An 18202-nucleotide genomic window follows, 5' to 3' on the forward strand; every position below is an offset into this window, starting at 1 on the left:
CTCCATCGACAAATCTATGAACTTTTTAACACCTCATCGTCGCTACAAACGTTTTCACTTGTACTTCACAGACTTTTCACCAATTTGTTACATCTTAACAATCTTTCCGGAATGATTTTATACTAAAATATTGTTAGATGGTGTTATAAAATGTTTGAATATAACACATATTATCATTAGTTGAAAACGCGAGGTAAATCAATCACTCCAAGGAGAGGTTTATTGATGAAGAAACTGTTCACCATTTTCCCTGCCGTTTTAGCCTTTATGTTTTTATGGGCAGGGATCGCCAGCGCCCATGTGACGGTTGACCCGAATCAGGTTCCAGCCGACTCTTGGCAAAAATTCGTCATTAAAGTACCTAATGAAAAAGACATCGCAACAACAAAAGTCGAAGTCCGAGTTCCTGACGGAGCAGAAGTGATGTCCATCGAACCGGTAAACGGCTGGACGTTTAATGCCCAAAAAGATCAGAATGGAAAAATGACATCTTTAATTTGGACAGCGGAAGATAAAGGGCTTTTAGCCGGTCAATTTATTGAATTTCCGATTATGGCTAAAGTGGCGAAAGATGCTAAATCCTTGCAATGGAAGGCTTATCAAACTTACAGTGATGGCAGTGTCGTCAAATGGATCGGCCCTGAGGATTCCGAACACCCCGCTTCGGTAACCAAAATTGTGACAGCAACGGATCAGCAAACAGCAAGCGCAACATCCGATCAAACCAGCCAATGGCCGTTGTATCTTTCCATCACAGCGGTTGTCCTAAGTGTCATTGCCCTTTTCATCAGTCTAATGAGAGGGCGGAAAACGGCCTAACGTATCGCCATCCTTTTTGATGGAAATATATTTTCTCCTAGGCATTTCGTTAATTTGGCACAACCAATAAAAAGTCGATAAAGTGTAAAACGTGACGCATTTCCTTGTGCGTCACGTTTTTCAATTCAAACATCAAAACGTACCTTTACTTAACCGGAAAAGCTCCAGTTTTCGAAACAAAAACCCGGTCGCGGGGAAAGGTTTTATGAAAATACCGCTCGACTCTCGCATGGAGGTCATCGAGGTACCAATCGGAGAGCTCATGCGCTTCAAAGAGTTTCGGCATCCCGAGTCTCTTGGAGCGGCGGCCCATCGCCCCGTCGCCGATGGTTAATGTATCAATCCATACCCGATCAGCAACAGGCTCTAATTTTTCCGGAAATTCGGGTGTGAACGGCAAGACGGGCGATACCGCCGCTTGCGTTCGTATTCCCGCATCGTGAACCGCTTTTAAAGCCTTAATCCGTAGTTTGACTCCCGGTGCCAATGGCGCGAAAATCCTTTTGATATCTTCCCGATCTGTTTCCACCGTCATGGAGACGAGGACGTCACATTTCTCTTTTAATTGGACGAACAAATCAATGTCTCTCGTAATGAGCGGCCCGCGCGTTTGAATCTGTATGGAGTCAGGTGGTTCCTCTAACATGGCTTCTAAAATTTCCCGGGTAATCCGGGCTTTGCGTTCAATGGGTTGATAGGGGTCAGTGGCTGAGGACATGTAAATATGAACGGGTTTTCCTTTTTGCCGCAGTTTCTTTATTTCCTTTCTGTAGCTTTCCGCCGCATTGCTTTTCATCTCCACCCATTCGCCCCACGGCCGATCCTTAAATCTTTGGATGGGCAATTCCCGGACATAACAATACAGGCAAGAAAACCGACAGCCGCTATAAGGATTTAAAGAATGGGTAAAACCGACATCTAAGTAGCCGCTAGCTTCCGTTAAGATTTTCTTTGTGACAATCGCCTTGGTTTCCAGCGTCCATCCCTCCAAAGTGAAGCCATTTTCTTCATAGGATCATCATATTAGATCTGATGCCAAATTTGCATGAGAACGCGGTTGAGGACGGTTAGTAAAACAAAGAGAATGGCTAGTACCCGTTGCCCAGCCGCAAATAAGGCTAAGGCACTGCCGCCGAATATCATGACTTCAAGGAATAGTTTTCTCCATCCTTTAACAGGAAACGGTGCAGCTGGCGATCCAAATGTTGCCCAGATAACCGCAGCCAATAGCGGCGCACCGATCCCCACAACTATTTTCAAACCTAAGGCAAGATCCAAATGAAATCCCCAGTACCCTAATGATATTAAGGCGCCTATTTCCAAAACAAACCGTAATAAGAGGTTGATACCCATTTTCTTCTCCCTTTTATGCCAGAATGGATATAATTCCAGATAGCGGACCTAGGACTCAATGCAACATATGGCTCCCACATGGGTCTTTAATTTTTTTCCTTAATGATTAATCTTAATCCGTCATTAAAAATATCATCCGCAGTACGACCAGAGTTGAAATACTCTTCAATAGCGGCTACAATGGTCGGATGGTCTTTGGCAAATCGCTCCATGTCAAAGTTCTCATTCATTTTTGTATCTGGGGGTGTTTGTTCCTCAATGACATGCCCCAAAGTGTAGTGAACACTGGTCAATACAATCAATCGCGACTCCCGTAAACTAACCCCTGCTGTAAGGAGCGTTCTTATGGCTTTTTCCATCACATATGACATATTAAGAGAAATATGCGCACCCGCAACAACTCTAGCTCCGTCGGTGTAAGAGAGCAACGCTTTTCTTAATTGATTTAATACATGAATCAACCACTCCTGCCAGGACTGATCAACATTTCGGTTAGGTAGACTATCCACGACCGGTTGCAGGATGTGCTCGGTCATCTCATTTTTCAAGGCAGCCTTACTTTTGACATGCCAATATAGGGTTGGAGCTTTAACACCTAATCTTTTTGCCAGCGCCCTCAAACTGACACCTTCAATACCAACCTCATTTAGTAACTTTAATGCTTCTTTTATGACAATCTCCTTATTAAGTGCCATTGTTATGTCCCCTTAACATCTTTTACCTAATATTTTAACACAAGATTGACTCTCTAACATATATAGATTATAATTTGGATATACCTCTATATGTGTTAGGGTTGATATTTAAAAATCATAAGGAGGCCAAGAGCATGAAAGCAGCGGTTTTACATGATTTTGGGGAAATGCCTCGATATGAAGATTTCCCGGATCCGATTCCAAACGAAAATGATGTTTTAATCAATGTTAAAGCTGTCGCATTGGAAAATGTGGATAAAATGATTGCTTTAGGAACCCACTTTGCAAGTCGACAATTCTTATCTACCTTTCCCGCTGTTGTAGGATTTGACGGTGTTGGAACACTTCCCGACGGCAGGATAGTTGGGTTTGGGGGGATGAGGGCGCCATACGGGGCAATGGCGGAAAAAGTTGCCGTGCCTAAAGGGAATACCGTCCCTATTCCTGAAGGAGTAAATGCCGTGACAGCAGCTGCCATGCCAGGCCCTACATTAACTTCCCTATTCCCTCTGAAATGGGGTGTGAAGCTTCAACAAGGAGAAACTGTGCTGATTAACGGTGCGACGGGTGTTGCTGGAAAACTTGCGGTCCAAGTCGCAAAACATCTCGGTGCAGGTAAAATTATTGCAACTGGTCGCAATGAAGAATCTATTAAGCAAATCAAATCGTATGGAGTAGATACAATTATTAATCTTAAGCAGCCAGATGAATGTCTTGTTGAGGAATTTAGGAAGGAAGTAGAAAATGGGATTGATATTATCCTAGATTTCTTGTGGGGGCATGTCACCGAACTTTTGGTTCATGCGTTCGTTCCAAAAGAGTTGAGCTTTGCCAAACGCAGAGTACGACTTGTCCAAATTGGTGAAAAAGCGGGATCAACAATTTCTCTTCCTGCCGAAGCCTTGCGAACCACCGGTCTTGAAATATATGGAGCAAGCGTCGGCCTAACACCCCAAACCTTGCAAGAAGGAACGACCCAAGTGTGGAATTGGATCCAGAACGGAAAGCTCCATATGGACATCGAAGAGGTTCCTCTCCAAAACATTGAAGCCGCTTGGAAACGTGAAGATTTTCAAGGCAAAAGAATCGTTATTGTCATTTAATAAAGGGAAAGATAAACATGTTAAAACACATTTACCGTTGGTATCAAGCCATTGAACAAAAGATCGCAATGACAATTGACCTTTTAGATGATTTCAACCGACATGATCGAGCAAATCATTCACCACGCTTACATCCATTTCAAAGAGAACATCATAAACGTGTAGCGGAATTTCATAAAAATCATGTTGCGAAATTAGTAATGGACAAAAATGGAAACGGAATGTTGGTGAAATGGGAAAGATTTGTTTACAACAAAGGGAAAGCTTTTATAAAAATGGTAAAACAACATATATGATTTACTCATCCCCTAAAAGACGATTTTTCTCTTCATTTTAGTATAGCCAAGTTCTTAAAGAGAGGGTACAAGTTGCACATATCTTTAACTTCGTACCCGTACATGCCTTTACCAACGCAGAGCCAAGTTAGCCCTTATGTATGCCGAAAATACTTACCAATATAAAATAACCCCCACCATATGAGATGATGGGGGTTTGTGATTTTTTTGAGATTCCTTTGCCTCGTGACCCGCGCTCCGTCAAAGAAAACAGTGCATAATCCCATTGGCACTACTTACACAACCTTCCAGTCTCTCGTCATCGCGTTCTATTTATAAGCTCTAAATATTGAGAATCCCCATATCCGATAGTTGGGAAACGTTCAAATAACTTTTTAAGTAACTCTGAAGTCGGTAAATCTTTATTTTTGGAAATAAATTTGACGACCGCATTATCTTCTTTTAACATATCTAAAAATATATCGATCGCCTGATACATGACTGGAAGAAGCTCCGTGGCTGGTTTTCTATGGTTAATCAATACTTCCTGGTAGACCGAATGATAGTGACCTAATTTAAGTTCAGTTTGACGGACTTTAAATTCATCCTCCCTAAAACTATTTAAGAATACTTGCCCCTTATAGCCTGATTGTTCAAGATAGGCAAGTAATGTAAGTAAGTTCATTTGACAAAACATGTCTTCACCAAACCATAAAACGATACATTGTTGTTTCTTCTTAAAGAGGCTTTCTAACGGATCGATCACTCTTTGGATGTAATCATTAACGGAAACATGATGTCCGGAGGCTCTCACATTGATAAACTCCGCATCGAAAATTCGTTCAGTCGTTTTGTTCACACACATCGCTTCGTTAAACGGTGCATAATCGGCATCTCCCATTAGCCTATTTTCATTAAACTCCTCATAAATGACTTGACCGTTCAAAATGTGAAGGACATCTTTATCAAACCAGTCTTTTTTTTCATGTTTTAACTTTTCAACCTCCATTTTTCGAGAAATATCCATATCATACCATCCCCCATCTTTTTCTATAGTCAATTTAACGATCGACCGAACGGGCAGCTTGTTACGTTGATACTCCCTGGGATTGATACCAAAAATCGACCTAAAGGCTCTGCTATTTGCTTCTTAAGAAGAATAACCGTAATCAATGGCAATATCAGTGATCTTCCTATTGTTTTTCAAATCCTCCATTGATAAATACAATCTTCTAAGGAGAACATACCGTCTAATACTTATATCGGTTACTTGGTGAAACTTAAACGAACAATAATAAGGGGAATATCCCATATAATGAGATAATTTATCCAATGAAAAGGGTTTTTTAAGATGATCTTCAATCCAGTCAATCATTTGTTGCACAAGTTCATTCATTGATCTCACTCCTATATTTAATTATAAGACTTATCAAATTGTTTTTTTGATATTTCTTGCGGTGAATCTCCAAACTAAACTGCGACCTCTTTCAATCTACTGAGTCAATATATTTGTCATTTATCATCTTCATCAACATATAGTCGCCAATACAAAGCCCTGGCTTTGTTTTAAAAAGATTTTTCATATTTATTAACTCCAATTTAAAAATACGCTTGGTTTATAAAAAAATTAAAAGTAATGTTAAGAAGATCACAAATAATAATAAAACCAACAACTTGGAACCCCAAGCTGTTGGTTTATCTATTTTTATTTAATCCACCCTTTTTCTTGTTACCCTTGACCCGTCATACGTAAACAGTGTTGGATGGTCTTCCAAGACGGTCTCCAGATGGACGGTTCTCCCCCACAGTTGATAAATGTATGGGAGCACTTTTTCCAAGTGATTGGTGTCAAGGGGGATGCCTTCATAAAGATGCTTGAGATATAATTCCCCTGCTTTCATATAATCGCCGTCTTCCACGACGATTACCGGAAAACCGCCGTTAACGCGGGATTGCACGATTTCATCACGGATTTTCTCAAAATCTTTATTCGTGACGCGAACCTCATTACCTTCACGTTTATAAAGAAACAAGTCTTCTTCTTCGACAAGTTCTTTTGTAAGGTAATTTCGAATAAATGATTGGTCGGATTCAAGTTCCCGGACTTCAAAGATTTTCTCTCTGCCGGAGCCGGGCTTCACTCCGAGCCGACGCATTTCCTCATCCGGATTGTCGTACCGCCTTTCAATATCTTCAAAGATTTTAACACCTAAATAATAAGGATTGATCTGACTTCCCCCCGGTTGAACGACATTGGCGTTTAATTTCGCAAATTCAATGGATTCCCCAGAGGTTAAATCCAGCTCGCGCATGATACGCATATGCCAATACGTCGCCCAGCCTTCATTCATGATTTTCGTCTCAAGCTGCGGCCAGAAGTACAGCATTTCTTCGCGCAGCATGGTCAGGATGTCGCGCTGCCAGTCCGTGAGCTCACGGCTATGTTCCTCAATAAAGAGAAGCAAATCTTTTTCCGGTTTTTCCGGAAAGCGTTTCGTCACAACCGCCGGCAGTTTCTCTTCATCCTTTTTATCCAGATTCAGTAAATCATCATATTCTCCCAGTCTGCGGCTTCTCTTTGCTTTTTTATTTTCATCCTCTTCCTTTTTCCGCGGCTTAATTAACGTCGGATCGATATGTTCTTCGATGGAAAGAACAGCATCAATGAAAGATTCGACTTCCCGCAAACCGAATTCCTCTTCATAATGTTTGATGCGCTCAGCGGTTGCCGCCATGCTTTCCACCATATCACGGCGGGTATTCGAAAAGCGGACGTTGTTTTTGAAAAAGTCGCAATGGGCGAGGACATGGGCGACGATCATTTTATTCTGGACGAGGCTGTTCGTATTCAGTAAAAAGGCATAACACGGGTCAGAATTGATGACGAGTTCATAAATTTTGCTGAGGCCAAGATCGTATTGCAATTTCATTCGGTGATACTGCTTGCCGAAACTCCAGTGGGAAAAGCGTGTTGGCATCCCATAAGCACCGAAAGTATAAATAATATCCGCTGGACAAATTTCAAAACGCATCGGGTAAAAATCTAAACCAAACCCTTTGGCAATTTCCGTGATTTCATCAATGGCTCGGTCGAGTTCCTTTAATTCCTCTGGCTTCATGAAACCACTCCTTATTTGAATGCCTTAGAAAAATGTATGTTTTAAACAGTGTATGAATGAGTGGCCAGGCCGGTTCTTCTTTCATTGACTAACACGTCATAATAACCCCAAAAGAAAAAGGCACGATAAAAATTGTGCCCAACTATAAACTCATCCTACATTTGTTTTAATCACACCAAAAAGCCTATAAAAAATATGTAATCTTACAATCTACCAATATTAGCCTTCTTCAAAGTAATCAGTGTCAATAACCTTTACGACATATTCCGCTTTTGGGGATACACCTACATTAAAATCAATCATTAATTCAGCTAGCTTTTTTCCATCAATTAGAACAATCTTTTTCTCGATCTTTTTGACATATTCTAATGCTTCTTCAGTAAATCTTGAGGTAGTAATTAATATACCTTTCCGTGCTCTTTGACCTTCAAGACTACCTGCAAATGCTTGTACTACTGGTCGTCCAACAGGATTTTGCCACCTTTTAGCTTGAACATAAACAACGTCTAATCCTAATTTATCCTCTTTAATGATCCCATCAATACCTTCATCACCGCTTTTACCAATGGCTTGACCCGCATCAATTCGAGATCCTCCGTACCCCATTGATACAAGCAGATCAATGACAAGTTTTTCAAAAAAATTTGCAGAACAGTTTTTAACCGTTTCAAGCAACTCCCCCATCAAATCACTTTTTAAATCTTGATAACTGTTTTCTAATATTTCTTCTGGGGTTTGATTTTTTTCACTTTCAGGAGTTGTTTCCAACCCATTTAAAACCGGATTGTTCGGATTACGAAATTCCAAAAATTCCTCAAATCTTTCTAGGTACTTTACATTAATTTCTTTCGGCTTTTCTTTTAAGACCTCTAGTCCGCGCGGAGTAATAATAAACTTCCCCCTGCCTGAGTGTTTCAATAATCCTGCCTTTTTTAAATATGTACGAGCCCACCCAATACGATTTTGGAACTTCAATTGTCTGCCACTCGGTAAACGTTCCTGTTTATCTTCAGGTGATAAATTAAAATAATCTGAGAGTTTTTCGTAAATTTCTTGTAAATTATGTTCCCGTTGATCACCAAGTATTTCCATGAAAGGCAACATAAATTTTTGGTAATTTGGTATAGTCATGTTTCCTCTCCTCCTTAAAATTTTTATTAATCTTACTTATTTATTGTAATTATACTGTTAATGAAGGTGGGGTATCAAAAAATTCAAAAATTGGATTTCCAAAAAAAGCCTCACATATTATCTGATCCACTCATATTCTTGTCATCCCAATCCGTCATTAGTAAAAAGAGCTAATTTACTCTTGACAAACAATGCTATTCTGTCATACTATGTACTAGTAGTTAGTATTACTGAGTATCAGTCACACAAAATACCTTTGGTTTTAACAAGGTTGATTACGAGTGAGGTGGTATTTTGGAAAATATTACGGAAATGCTAAAAGGGGTACTTGAAGGTTGTGTGCTTGAGATCATCAGCCGCGGGGAAACTTACGGTTATGAGATCACAAAGCGGCTGCGCGAGCTTGGTTTCACAGATGTCGTTGAAGGCACAGTCTACACCATTACCATGCGGCTTGAGAAAAACCATCTGGTGAACGTAGAGAAAAAACCTTCGACTATGGGTCCACCAAGAAAATTTTACACACTCAACGCAGCCGGACAAGAGCAACTTAAACTTTTTTGGAGAAAGTGGAACTTTCTTTCAAGTAAAATCAATGAACTCAAAAAGATGACTTTCTAAGGGAGAGAAGTAAAATGAATCTTATTGAAAAAATTATTGGAAGCCTTGAAGACAAGCGAGAATGGAGAGCGATGGAAGCCCGGGCGAAGGCACTCCCGAGCGATTATCACAAAGCATACAAAGCCATGCAAAAATATCTCTGGAACACTGGCGGCGTGATGGATTGGCAAGAAACGAAATTCGTCTTCAATCACCTCATCGACCTTCTGGAAGAAGCGGCAGCTGAAGGGAAGCGCGTTAAAGAAGTGACTGGCGATGACGTCGCCGCTTTCTGTGATGATCTTGTCAGTGATGCCAAATCGTGGTTTGATAAGCAACGGCAAAAACTCAACGACTCCATAAAATAGTAGAATTTTGCCTTATTGACGAACGTTTCACAAACGCTGAAAGTGTGTCAATAAGCCTCAAGAAGTGAATCAAATTGGGAATAAAGTCAATTCACTTAGATGATTAAGACTGAATAGCTAAACACAAATGGAAAGGCTCCATCTTCACTATTCAGTTTTATTTTTTTACTCCAGTACTAAGTAATACAGATTATTAGTCAGACTTAGTAGATGTGCTTTTACAAAGGAGGTAAAAAGCATGAGTCAAATTGCGATTTCAGTAAAAGGATTAAAAAAAGCCTTCAGAGATAAGGAAGTTTTAAAGGGCGTCGATTTTGAGGTACGGCGTGGTGAAATTTTCGCTCTTCTCGGTTCAAACGGGGCGGGAAAGACGACGACGGTGAATATCCTCTCGACACTCATGAAGCCCGATAGCGGTGAAATAAGTATTTGTGGCTTCGATGTAAAGCTTCAGCCTGACCATGTTCGCCAAAACATCAGCTTGACGGGGCAGTTCTCGGCATTAGATGGGATGCTCACCGGGCGGGAAAACCTGATGATGATTGCAAAGTTAAGGGGCGTTTCGAGTCCCGCTCAAGTCGCCGATCAATTGCTTGAAAGGTTCGGTCTACGAGACGCAGCGAACCGCCGGGCAGACAAATATTCTGGCGGGATGAAGCGGCGGCTTGACATCGCCATGAGCCTCCTCGGGAATCCAGCCGTCATTTTTCTCGATGAACCGTCAACCGGGCTTGATCCTGAAGCGCGGACAGAAATCTGGAATACCATCAAGGAACTTGCAGGTCGTGGCACGACCATTTTGCTAACGACCCAGTACCTGGAGGAAGCCGAGCACCTGGCGGACCGTGTCGCCATCCTACATGGCGGCCGAATCATCACAACGGGTACACTTGCCGAACTTAAACAAATGTTCCCGCCGGCGAAAGTAGAATACGTTGAGAAGCAGCCAACATTAGAGGAAATTTTTCTTGCGATCATCAGCAAAAAGGGGGAAATATAAATGAAAAACAAAACAGGGGTTTTACTTGGCCGTTTGTTGCGCAATATTCTACGCAGCCCAGATACGATCATTACGGTAGCGATTACACCGATTATGATGATGCTTCTCTTTGTCTATGTATTTGGCGGGGCGATAAAGACAGGCACCAACAACTACGTCAACTACTTATTGCCAGGAATCTTGTTAATCACGATCGCCTCCGGTGTCGCTTATACGTCCTTGCGGTTATTTAATGATGTAAAAAGTGGGCTGATGGCGCGTTTCTTTACCATGCCGATCAAGCGCTCATCAATATTATGGGCGCATGTATTCACTTCGCTGGTTTCCAATGCGCTTACCATTGTGATCGTCATGCTCGTCGCCTTTTTAATCGGGTTCCGTCCGAGCGCGGATCTTTTGGATTGGCTTGCGGTGGTTGGGATACTTGGGTTGTTTACCATAGCTTTGACCTGGCTTGCTGTCATTCCCGGATTGACTGCAGGATCGATGGAAGGTGCCACAGCCTACTCATACCCGTTGATTTTTCTACCGTTTATTAGTTCAGCTTTTGTCCCTACCGAAACAATGCCAAAACTTGTTCGTGTCTTCGCTGAAAACCAGCCCGTGACTTCCATTGTGAATGCCATTCGTGCCCTCTTATATGAAGGGACTGTCGGCAACAGTATTTGGATGGCGCTTGCCTGGTGCGTTGGCATCATGATCATGGCCTACATCATCGCTAGCAAAGTATTTAAACACCAATTAGGGTAATTAAATCATTAGCTAATCGCTGTCCTTTGTTGTTTAGGGATATAGATATTAAATAAGCCAATCCTTAAACGACAACTAAATTTGTAAAAAACTGGAGCATATGCGCAAAATTAAGGCAGAACAAGCACGAAAATGCGCAAAAACGGCATTTATGCACATTTTTCAGTAGAGAGAGCCCCGAAAATGCGCAAACGCTCCATAATCTGGAAGAAATGCAACTAAATCTGTAAAAAACTGGAGCATATGCGCAAAATTAAGGCAGAACAAGCACGAAAATGCGCAAAAACGGCATTTATGCACATTTTTCAGTAGAGAGAGCCCCGAAAATGCGCAAACGCTCCATAATCTGGAAGAAATGCAACTAAATCTGTAAAAAATTGGAGCATATGCGCAAAATTAAGGCAGAACGAGCACGAAAATGCGCAAAAACAGGATTTATGCGCATTTTTCAGTAGAGAGAGCCCCGAAAATACACACATGCTCCGTAATCTGGAAAAAACGCAGCAGAATGTTTAAGTTTCAAGCTCATTCCGTTCATGTAAACTTCATAAAAGACACTCGGTTCCGCCAAGGAAGGCGGAGCTTTGATTTTGCTTTTTCTGAACGTGTTATCTAACAGTGCCTATCTTTTTAGATAAGCTAGAGCAATCGCTTTCCATTCACTAAGAAAAACTTACTTATTAATACAAAAAAACTGGTGATTTATAGAATATTACGTTCATTCATTGTTAATCCTGTTAAAGTCCGTGACTTGTTTTTAACGACTGATCAATATCTAGAGTAAGGACTAGGGATCTTGTGATGGTTCGATTTATTAAAAAACCACCAAAAAAGAAGAAACGAACGCACATTGAGGAAAAAATTGACACGAACCTCGGGCCCGATGCCTTGTCGTCCTCCTTAGAGGATAACTTAGAGAAGTTAAAGTCTATTTACTCCAACTGCGCGGATGTGATCTTTCGCCCGTTTTTAATCGGCCATTCAAGTAAGGCAGCACTCATTTATATCCAAGGGCTCTCGGATTATGAAGAAATCGATGACAGCGTGCTGTCTCCACTGATGGAACAGACATTCACCGTTCCAGCAAATGTCAAAGCTATTATAGAAGAAAAATTAACGATTTCCGGAATAAAAGAGGTTCATACTATTAAAGAAGCTGTGGAACAAATATCATCCGGCAATCCAGTGGTTCTCGTTGATCAAAACTCGATCGGGATTGCTGTCGGATTGGCCAAATGGGAGAAACGGTCCATTGAAGAACCCACAGCTGAATCGGTCGTGCGTGGTCCTCGTGAAGGTTTTATTGAAACATTAATGATCAACACGTCCATGTTACGACGGAAAATTAAAAGTCCTAACCTAAAAATGAAGTCCCTGAATATCGGAAAAGAAACGAAGACACAAGTGATGATCGCCTATATCGAAGGCATCGTCGACCGAACGCTGATCGAGGAAATCACGAACCGACTCAAGCGCATTGATATTGATGGTGTCCTGGAAAGCGGCTATATCGAGGAATTCATTGAAGATCATCCCTATTCGCCCTTTCCGCAAGTCTTAACAACCGAACGGCCCGATGTTGCTGCGGCCAATCTCCTTGAGGGCAGGGCGGCCATTTTAATTGACGGCACCCCTTTTGCCTTAATTGTTCCGGTCACCCTCTATTCATTGTTGCAGTCACCCGAGGATTATTACGAGCGTTTTTTGATCGGAACAATGTTACGTTGGCTGAGGTATGTTTTTTTATTAATTGCGTTGACATTACCTTCTTTTTATGTCGCTATTTTAACTTTCCATCAGGAGATGGTACCGACGACGCTTCTTCTGACAGTTGCGAAATCTCGAGAAGAAGTGCCTTTCCCGGCTCTGGTGGAGGCGCTAATTATGGAAATCACTTTTGAAGTTTTGCGGGAAGCAGGACTCAGGCTTCCGAAACAAGTAGGATCCGCCGTTAGCATTGTCGGAGCTTTGGTCATTGGAGATGCGGCGGTCAACTCTGGATTGGTTTCGGCACCGATGGTCATGGTTGTCGCCATTACGGGTATCGCTTCTTTTTCGATCCCGCGATATAATGCGGCCATCGCGTTTAGGATGCTTCGGTTCCCTATGATATTTTTGGCCGGAACTCTCGGATTGCTGGGTATCATGCTTGGGCTGATCGCCATCATTGTCCATTTGAGTACGATCCGTTCATTTGGTGTACCATATCTCTCGCCCATGGCCCCCATGGATGCAAGCGCCATGAAAGACAGCTTATTACGCATGCCGTTGTGGGCATTTCGGAGACGTCCGCACCTTACAGGCAAATATAATAAAAATCGCCAAGCACCCCATCAAAAGCCCAGTCCCACTAAAGGCACTGAGTAGGAGGTGAGAGCAATGCTTGAAAAAGGAAGAATTTCTCCGCTTCAAATGACGATGATCATGAATCCAACCATCACGGCGACTGCCGTTTTGCTCGTTCCGGCCATTACAGCAAAATACGCCAAACAGGATCTGTGGATATCACCGATTTTAGCTTCCCTCATAGGGTTTTTCACGGTTTTTATCATTTTTCAATTAAACAAAAACTTTCCCGAAAAAACTTTTATAGAGTATTGCACGGATATCATTGGCAAGATTCCGGGAAAAGTGATCGGTATATTTTATCTCATTTACTACCTTCACCAGACGGGGATTATTATCCAAGAATACGGTCAATTTGTTGTGGGGAATTTTTTGCATCAGACCCCATTGGTTGTAGTGATGGTCTCAATGGTGCTTGTCTGTGCATCGGCCGTTTACGGTGGGTTGGAGGTCATCGGAAGAACCTCGCAAATCATTTTACCGGTTGTTGGCCTGTTTTTCATTCTTGTCGTTATTATGTTGCTTAAAGATTTGGATTTCCTAGAAATTTTACCTGTATTCGAAAGGGGACCCATGCCGGCCTTAATGGGGGCATACACCCCTTCTGGCTGGTTCTCCGAGATGTTTCTCATCAGTTTCATGCTCCCTTATTTAAAACAACAACAAAAAGGCTTGAAGTGGGGAATGATTTGCGTGTTCAGCATCGTTTTGATCATGGTGATCGCAAATCTCGTAACATATATGCTTTTGGCCCCCTAACGGAGTTTTTCACATATCCAGTGATGAACGCCGTCCGATATATTAGCATCGCGGAATTCTTAGAGCACCTTGAGGCCATAATTATGGCCATTTGGGTTGCTAGCACGTTTATTAAAATTTCCATGTTTTACTATGTCATCGTGCTCGGGATGGCTCAATGGTTGAATTTATCCGATTTTCGGCCCATTATTCTTCCCATCGGTTTTTTATTGATCGTCGTCAGCATTTGGTCTACCCCTAATTTACTGGAAATGGTGCACTTCCTGAGCACTTACGAAGCCATTTATTTGATCGTTCCCCAAACTTTTATTCCCCTTATTTTACTGGGCATCCTGTGGGTACGCAAAAAAGTTAAGGGAAGTAAAAGGGGGAACACACATGCACAAAACGCGTAAGTTTTTCAAACAAAGAAAAACCGTTCTCACTTTATTGTGTTTTCTTTCTCTCTTTTTATTGACAGGCTGTTGGGATCGTACCGAGGTGAATGACTTGGCCATCATCACAGCCGCCGGCATCGACCAGAGTTCTGATGATACCCTAGAGTTAACCGTTGCGGTATTTGCCCCAAAAAGCGCAAGCAGCAGTCAACAGTCGTCCATGGGAGGTGAAGTCGGACCAAACAGCGGCCAACAAGAGGTTGTGAGATCCGCAGAAGGGGTAACCATCGCCGATGCCATGTCCAAACTTCAACAAAAATTTCCCCGCCGTTTATTCTGGGGACATGCCAATGCCATCATTCTTGGAGAAGAACTGGCAAAAAAGGATATTCGATCACAAATAGATTTCATTCTTCGCTATCCGGAGGTACGTGAAAACGCCCATATATTCATAAGTAAGCAACCAGCAAAAGAGGTCTTAGCCCTTAACCCGCCGCTGGAGCGAGACATATCCAAAGTGCTTCTGGAATTGTCGAAATTAAAGATTGGCATGGATGTGACGGCAAAAGACCTCTCGGAAATGCTTTTAAAGGATTCTGGCGCGGCGGCCATACCCTATATTGAGATTTTGCCACCAGAGGGAGGCAGCTCCGATAATCAGACGATTGCTGATATTACAGGGTCAGCCGTATTTAAAAATGACAAAATGATCGGAAAGATCAACACAAAGGTTTCAAGGGGGATCCTCTGGCTCCGGAACGAAGTGAAGTTAGCGGTTGTTAGTATAAAACCCCCGAAAACGGAAGGGTATATTTCTTTGCAATTATTGCGGGTTCATTCGCAACTGATACCGAAAATCGAAAATGGACGTTGGAAAATGACATTAAAAGCGGTGACGCAAGATGACATCTCGCAAAATGAAACAACCCTAGACACTACGGACCCAAAAAATATTAAAATGTTAGAACACTTACTCAGCCGGGAAATTACCAAAAGGATTCGCGCAGCGGTCGATCAGTCCCAGAAAATGAACGCAGATATTTTAAATTTTGCTGGAGCATTTCACCGCCGCTATCCTGCTATCTGGGAGAGAAATGTATCCCAGTGGGATGAGATCTTCCCACAGGTCGATGTCAAAATTATTGTCGATGCAAACATCAAAAGGCCCGGTACGACAACTATTCCGTCAAAAATGAATCGGGAAGTGGGTCGATAACCATGAAATGGGCGATGCTCTTCGGTATTACGGTATGCGTGTTGTTGATTTTTCTCTTTCAGTTGCCAAGATTAAAAGCCGACCAAAAGAAAGAAAAAATTGCGGTGGTCATCTTGCTCATGTTCGGTTGGCTTCTATCGGCCATGCTCGTGTTTTTCCCTAACATACCCGGGCCGGACTATTTCATCACTGCGATCTTTAAATGGCTCGGCTTTCGTTGATTGATAATGAAAACTTGAGTCTGCTTTGAAAAACCGGGCGTACGACCGATCTTCTTAGATGAGTGACATACTGCTGATCGTTCCAATTTAAAGTCCCTTTTGCGCAACGTTATCCCGTGTTGGAAGCCTAAAAACGTCGCGCAAATGCGTTGGGACCGAAGAATGGCGCCTTACATACAGCCCGATAGTAGTACTTGATTAAAGGTTCCTAAACCGTTCTCGTAGTCGTCGCGCTTTATTTTGGTCGTATCAATAAAGAAAACGCCGCTCTGGCAAGTCCTTTGGACGAAGGCGGGGTCTTAGTTACCTTTATGCTGGGATGAAAATGGCTATACATTATTAACAGTATGAAAAAAATCCAACGCCTAGTAAAAGGACGCTGGATTTCAGGTTAAAATTGCATTTATCAAACACATTTTTTGGCAAGTAGGAAAAACCCGAAAGAACAGCTGTCAATCATTGGTTTCCTTTGCCGCTTTTTTCTTATCAATTTTGTTGACCGCAATCTCTTTAATTTGGTGGCCTTCCATTTTAACGACTGTAAATTGATATTGATCATATTGAATGATGGTTCCCTTGACGGCGTCGACATCCTTGCTTAAAATCCAACCGCCGATCGTATCGATGTTGGTGTCATCCAAATCCAAACCGAACATATCGTTAATATCGGAGACGAGGACTTTACCGTCAATGATCATCGTATTTTCATTCACACTGCGAATGTCCGGTACCTCTTCCACATCAAATTCGTCACGAATTTCCCCGACGATCTCCTCAAGAATGTCCTCAATGGTAACAAGACCCGCCGTGCCGCCGTATTCATCGATGATAATCGTCATGTGGCTTTTATTTGCCTGCATTTTTTTCAGTACTTCATTCACCGGCGTGTTCTCCATCGCAACCGTCACGGGACGGATGAAATCCTTGATCTTCTTCCTATTTCCGTGCAAATAATCGACAAAAACGTCCTTGATATTCACATAACCGATGATATGATCTTTGTCCCCATCAGCCACCGGGTAGCGCGTGTACTTTTCTTCCTTTAAGATCTCTAAGTTTTCCTCAATCGTATGATCCAAGTAGAGGCAAGCGATTTCGGTCCGCGGCGTCATCACTTCTTTGGCGACGCGTTCGTCAAAATCAAAGATATTGTTCACATACTCCATTTCCGTCCGATTAATCTCACCGCTTTGAAAACTTTCGGAAAGGATCATCCGCAATTCTTCTTCCGAATGCGCGGTTTCCCCTTCCCCCGCCGGCGACATGCCAAAGAGTCTAACAAACAGCCGTGAACTTCCGTTAAGCAACCAAACGAACGGATAACTGATCGTATGAAAAATGGTTAATGGACGGGCGATAAAAAGACATAACGCCTCCGCCTTCTGGATGGCTATCGATTTTGGCATGAGCTCCCCTAAAACGACATGGAAATATGTAATTACAAGAAATGCGATGATGACAGATAGCCCCGTTGCCACGGCCTCGGGTACATGCAACCAATGAAAAACAGGCGCTAATACATGCTCGACCGTTGGCTCCCCAATCCAGCCGATGATCAAAGACACAATCGTAATGCCTAATTGCGTCGTCGATAAATAGCCGTCCAAATCGTTTAGAATTTTTTGTGCGGCCATCGCGTTTCGATTGCCATCCAAAGCGAGTTGATCAATTCTTGTCTTTCTGACCCTAATAATCGCAAACTCAGCGGCGACAAAGTAGGCGCTGATTGCAATGAGAACGATAATCCAAATTAAATTGACAATACTCAAGATCAAGGTTTACGCATGAGGGTTTCCCCTCTATGAAGCGAAAACCTCGTCCACCTCCTCAAAAAGATTCAAGCCGCTAGCTAATACTTTTATTATAGCATAATGATAATTGAAGTTGACAGGCGTACTCCCACCAAGCTTAGAGGATGAGGCAAGCGAGGGGGAATCGCAAGAAGTTGTATGTGGGCTTATCATTATGTCACTCGTCAAAGGGGCGGGGGCATAGTCTGAACCCCCAAAAATTAGTCCTCACTTAAATAAAGTCATAATAAAACCAATAACCCCGTACCTCATTTATCGT

At 42.3% G+C, this 18202-nt stretch carries 18 protein-coding genes and 1 pseudogene; 12 read left to right on the forward strand and 7 right to left on the reverse strand.

Going from position 1 to position 18202, the window contains the following annotated elements; all coding sequences use genetic code 11:
- The first annotated feature begins 225 nt into the window (after positions 1 to 225).
- Positions 226 to 819: a YcnI family copper-binding membrane protein gene (locus H532_RS0105055; protein WP_038111596.1), complete on the forward strand. Its 594-nt coding sequence runs from the start codon at positions 226 to 228 to the stop codon at positions 817 to 819.
- A gap of 145 nt (positions 820 to 964) precedes the next feature.
- Here H532_RS0105055 and H532_RS0105060 read toward each other — a convergent pair whose 3' ends face one another.
- From H532_RS0105060 to H532_RS0105070, 3 genes are all read right to left on the reverse strand, one after another.
- Complete coding sequence (locus H532_RS0105060; protein ID WP_245566409.1) at positions 965 to 1810, reverse strand: SPL family radical SAM protein; 846 nt, start codon at positions 1808 to 1810, stop codon at positions 965 to 967.
- Between the two features lie 32 nt (positions 1811 to 1842).
- Positions 1843 to 2172, reverse strand: a complete 330-nt coding sequence (locus H532_RS0105065; protein ID WP_027724592.1) for a YrdB family protein — start codon at positions 2170 to 2172, stop codon at positions 1843 to 1845.
- 86 nt (positions 2173 to 2258) lie between these two features.
- Entirely contained in the window at positions 2259 to 2867 is a 609-nt protein-coding gene (locus H532_RS0105070) for a TetR/AcrR family transcriptional regulator C-terminal domain-containing protein (protein WP_027724593.1), read from the reverse strand.
- Positions 2868 to 3001: 134 nt separating this feature from the next.
- Between H532_RS0105070 and H532_RS0105075 the strand changes: the two genes are divergently transcribed.
- Complete coding sequence (locus H532_RS0105075) at positions 3002 to 3970, forward strand: quinone oxidoreductase family protein (protein ID WP_027724594.1); 969 nt, start codon at positions 3002 to 3004, stop codon at positions 3968 to 3970.
- Positions 3971 to 3987: 17 nt separating this feature from the next.
- Entirely contained in the window at positions 3988 to 4266 is a 279-nt protein-coding gene (locus H532_RS17905) for a hypothetical protein (RefSeq protein WP_038111598.1), read from the forward strand.
- Positions 4267 to 4564: 298 nt separating this feature from the next.
- On the opposite strand, the pseudogene H532_RS0105085 reads toward H532_RS17905, so the two are convergent.
- The 3 genes and pseudogenes from H532_RS0105085 to H532_RS0105105 form a co-directional block, all read right to left on the reverse strand.
- Positions 4565 to 5641 (reverse strand): annotated as a pseudogene (locus H532_RS0105085) (helix-turn-helix domain-containing protein).
- A gap of 313 nt (positions 5642 to 5954) precedes the next feature.
- Positions 5955 to 7364 carry a SpoVR family protein gene (locus H532_RS0105100; protein ID WP_027724597.1) on the reverse strand — a complete coding sequence of 470 codons (1410 nt, stop codon included), beginning with the start codon at positions 7362 to 7364 and terminating at the stop codon, positions 5955 to 5957.
- 219 nt (positions 7365 to 7583) lie between these two features.
- Positions 7584 to 8495 carry a restriction endonuclease gene (locus H532_RS0105105; protein ID WP_027724598.1) on the reverse strand — a complete coding sequence of 304 codons (912 nt, stop codon included), beginning with the start codon at positions 8493 to 8495 and terminating at the stop codon, positions 7584 to 7586.
- Between the two features lie 294 nt (positions 8496 to 8789).
- On the opposite strand from H532_RS0105105, the gene H532_RS0105110 reads away from it, so the two are divergent.
- The 9 genes from H532_RS0105110 (at position 8790) to H532_RS0105145 (ending at position 16132) form a co-directional block, all read left to right on the forward strand.
- Complete coding sequence (locus tag H532_RS0105110) at positions 8790 to 9116, forward strand: PadR family transcriptional regulator (RefSeq protein WP_027724599.1); 327 nt, start codon at positions 8790 to 8792, stop codon at positions 9114 to 9116.
- Positions 9117 to 9130: 14 nt separating this feature from the next.
- Positions 9131 to 9463, forward strand: a complete 333-nt coding sequence (locus H532_RS0105115) for a DUF1048 domain-containing protein (protein ID WP_027724600.1) — start codon at positions 9131 to 9133, stop codon at positions 9461 to 9463.
- A gap of 238 nt (positions 9464 to 9701) precedes the next feature.
- The gene (locus tag H532_RS0105120; RefSeq protein ID WP_027724601.1) at positions 9702 to 10463 is read left to right on the forward strand and encodes an ABC transporter ATP-binding protein; all 762 of its coding nucleotides are present in this window, start codon (positions 9702 to 9704) and stop codon (positions 10461 to 10463) included.
- Positions 10464 to 11213 (forward strand): ABC transporter permease, encoded by a 750-nt coding sequence (locus H532_RS0105125; RefSeq protein WP_027724602.1) that lies wholly within the window; start codon positions 10464 to 10466, stop codon positions 11211 to 11213.
- Positions 11214 to 12014: 801 nt separating this feature from the next.
- Complete coding sequence (locus tag H532_RS0105130) at positions 12015 to 13580, forward strand: spore germination protein (RefSeq protein WP_027724603.1); 1566 nt, start codon at positions 12015 to 12017, stop codon at positions 13578 to 13580.
- A 12-nt stretch (positions 13581 to 13592) separates the two neighbouring features.
- A complete protein-coding gene (locus H532_RS21010; RefSeq protein ID WP_342662288.1) occupies positions 13593 to 14318 on the forward strand; it encodes a GerAB/ArcD/ProY family transporter in 726 nt (241 codons plus the stop codon).
- A gap of 23 nt (positions 14319 to 14341) precedes the next feature.
- The gene (locus tag H532_RS21015) at positions 14342 to 14713 is read left to right on the forward strand and encodes a GerAB/ArcD/ProY family transporter (RefSeq protein ID WP_342662290.1); all 372 of its coding nucleotides are present in this window, start codon (positions 14342 to 14344) and stop codon (positions 14711 to 14713) included.
- A complete protein-coding gene (locus H532_RS0105140) occupies positions 14697 to 15911 on the forward strand; it encodes a Ger(x)C family spore germination protein (RefSeq protein ID WP_027724604.1) in 1215 nt (404 codons plus the stop codon). The genes H532_RS21015 and H532_RS0105140 overlap by 17 nt, the downstream gene beginning before the upstream one ends.
- A gap of 2 nt (positions 15912 to 15913) precedes the next feature.
- Complete coding sequence (locus H532_RS0105145; RefSeq protein ID WP_027724605.1) at positions 15914 to 16132, forward strand: hypothetical protein; 219 nt, start codon at positions 15914 to 15916, stop codon at positions 16130 to 16132.
- A 452-nt stretch (positions 16133 to 16584) separates the two neighbouring features.
- On the opposite strand, the gene H532_RS0105150 is transcribed toward H532_RS0105145, so the two are convergent.
- A complete protein-coding gene (locus H532_RS0105150; protein ID WP_027724606.1) occupies positions 16585 to 17901 on the reverse strand; it encodes a hemolysin family protein in 1317 nt (438 codons plus the stop codon).
- Between the last annotated feature and the right edge of the window lie 301 nt (positions 17902 to 18202).

It is taken from the genome of Tuberibacillus calidus DSM 17572, from assembly GCF_000430685.1.
Lineage (GTDB): Bacteria > Bacillota > Bacilli > Bacillales > Sporolactobacillaceae > Tuberibacillus > Tuberibacillus calidus.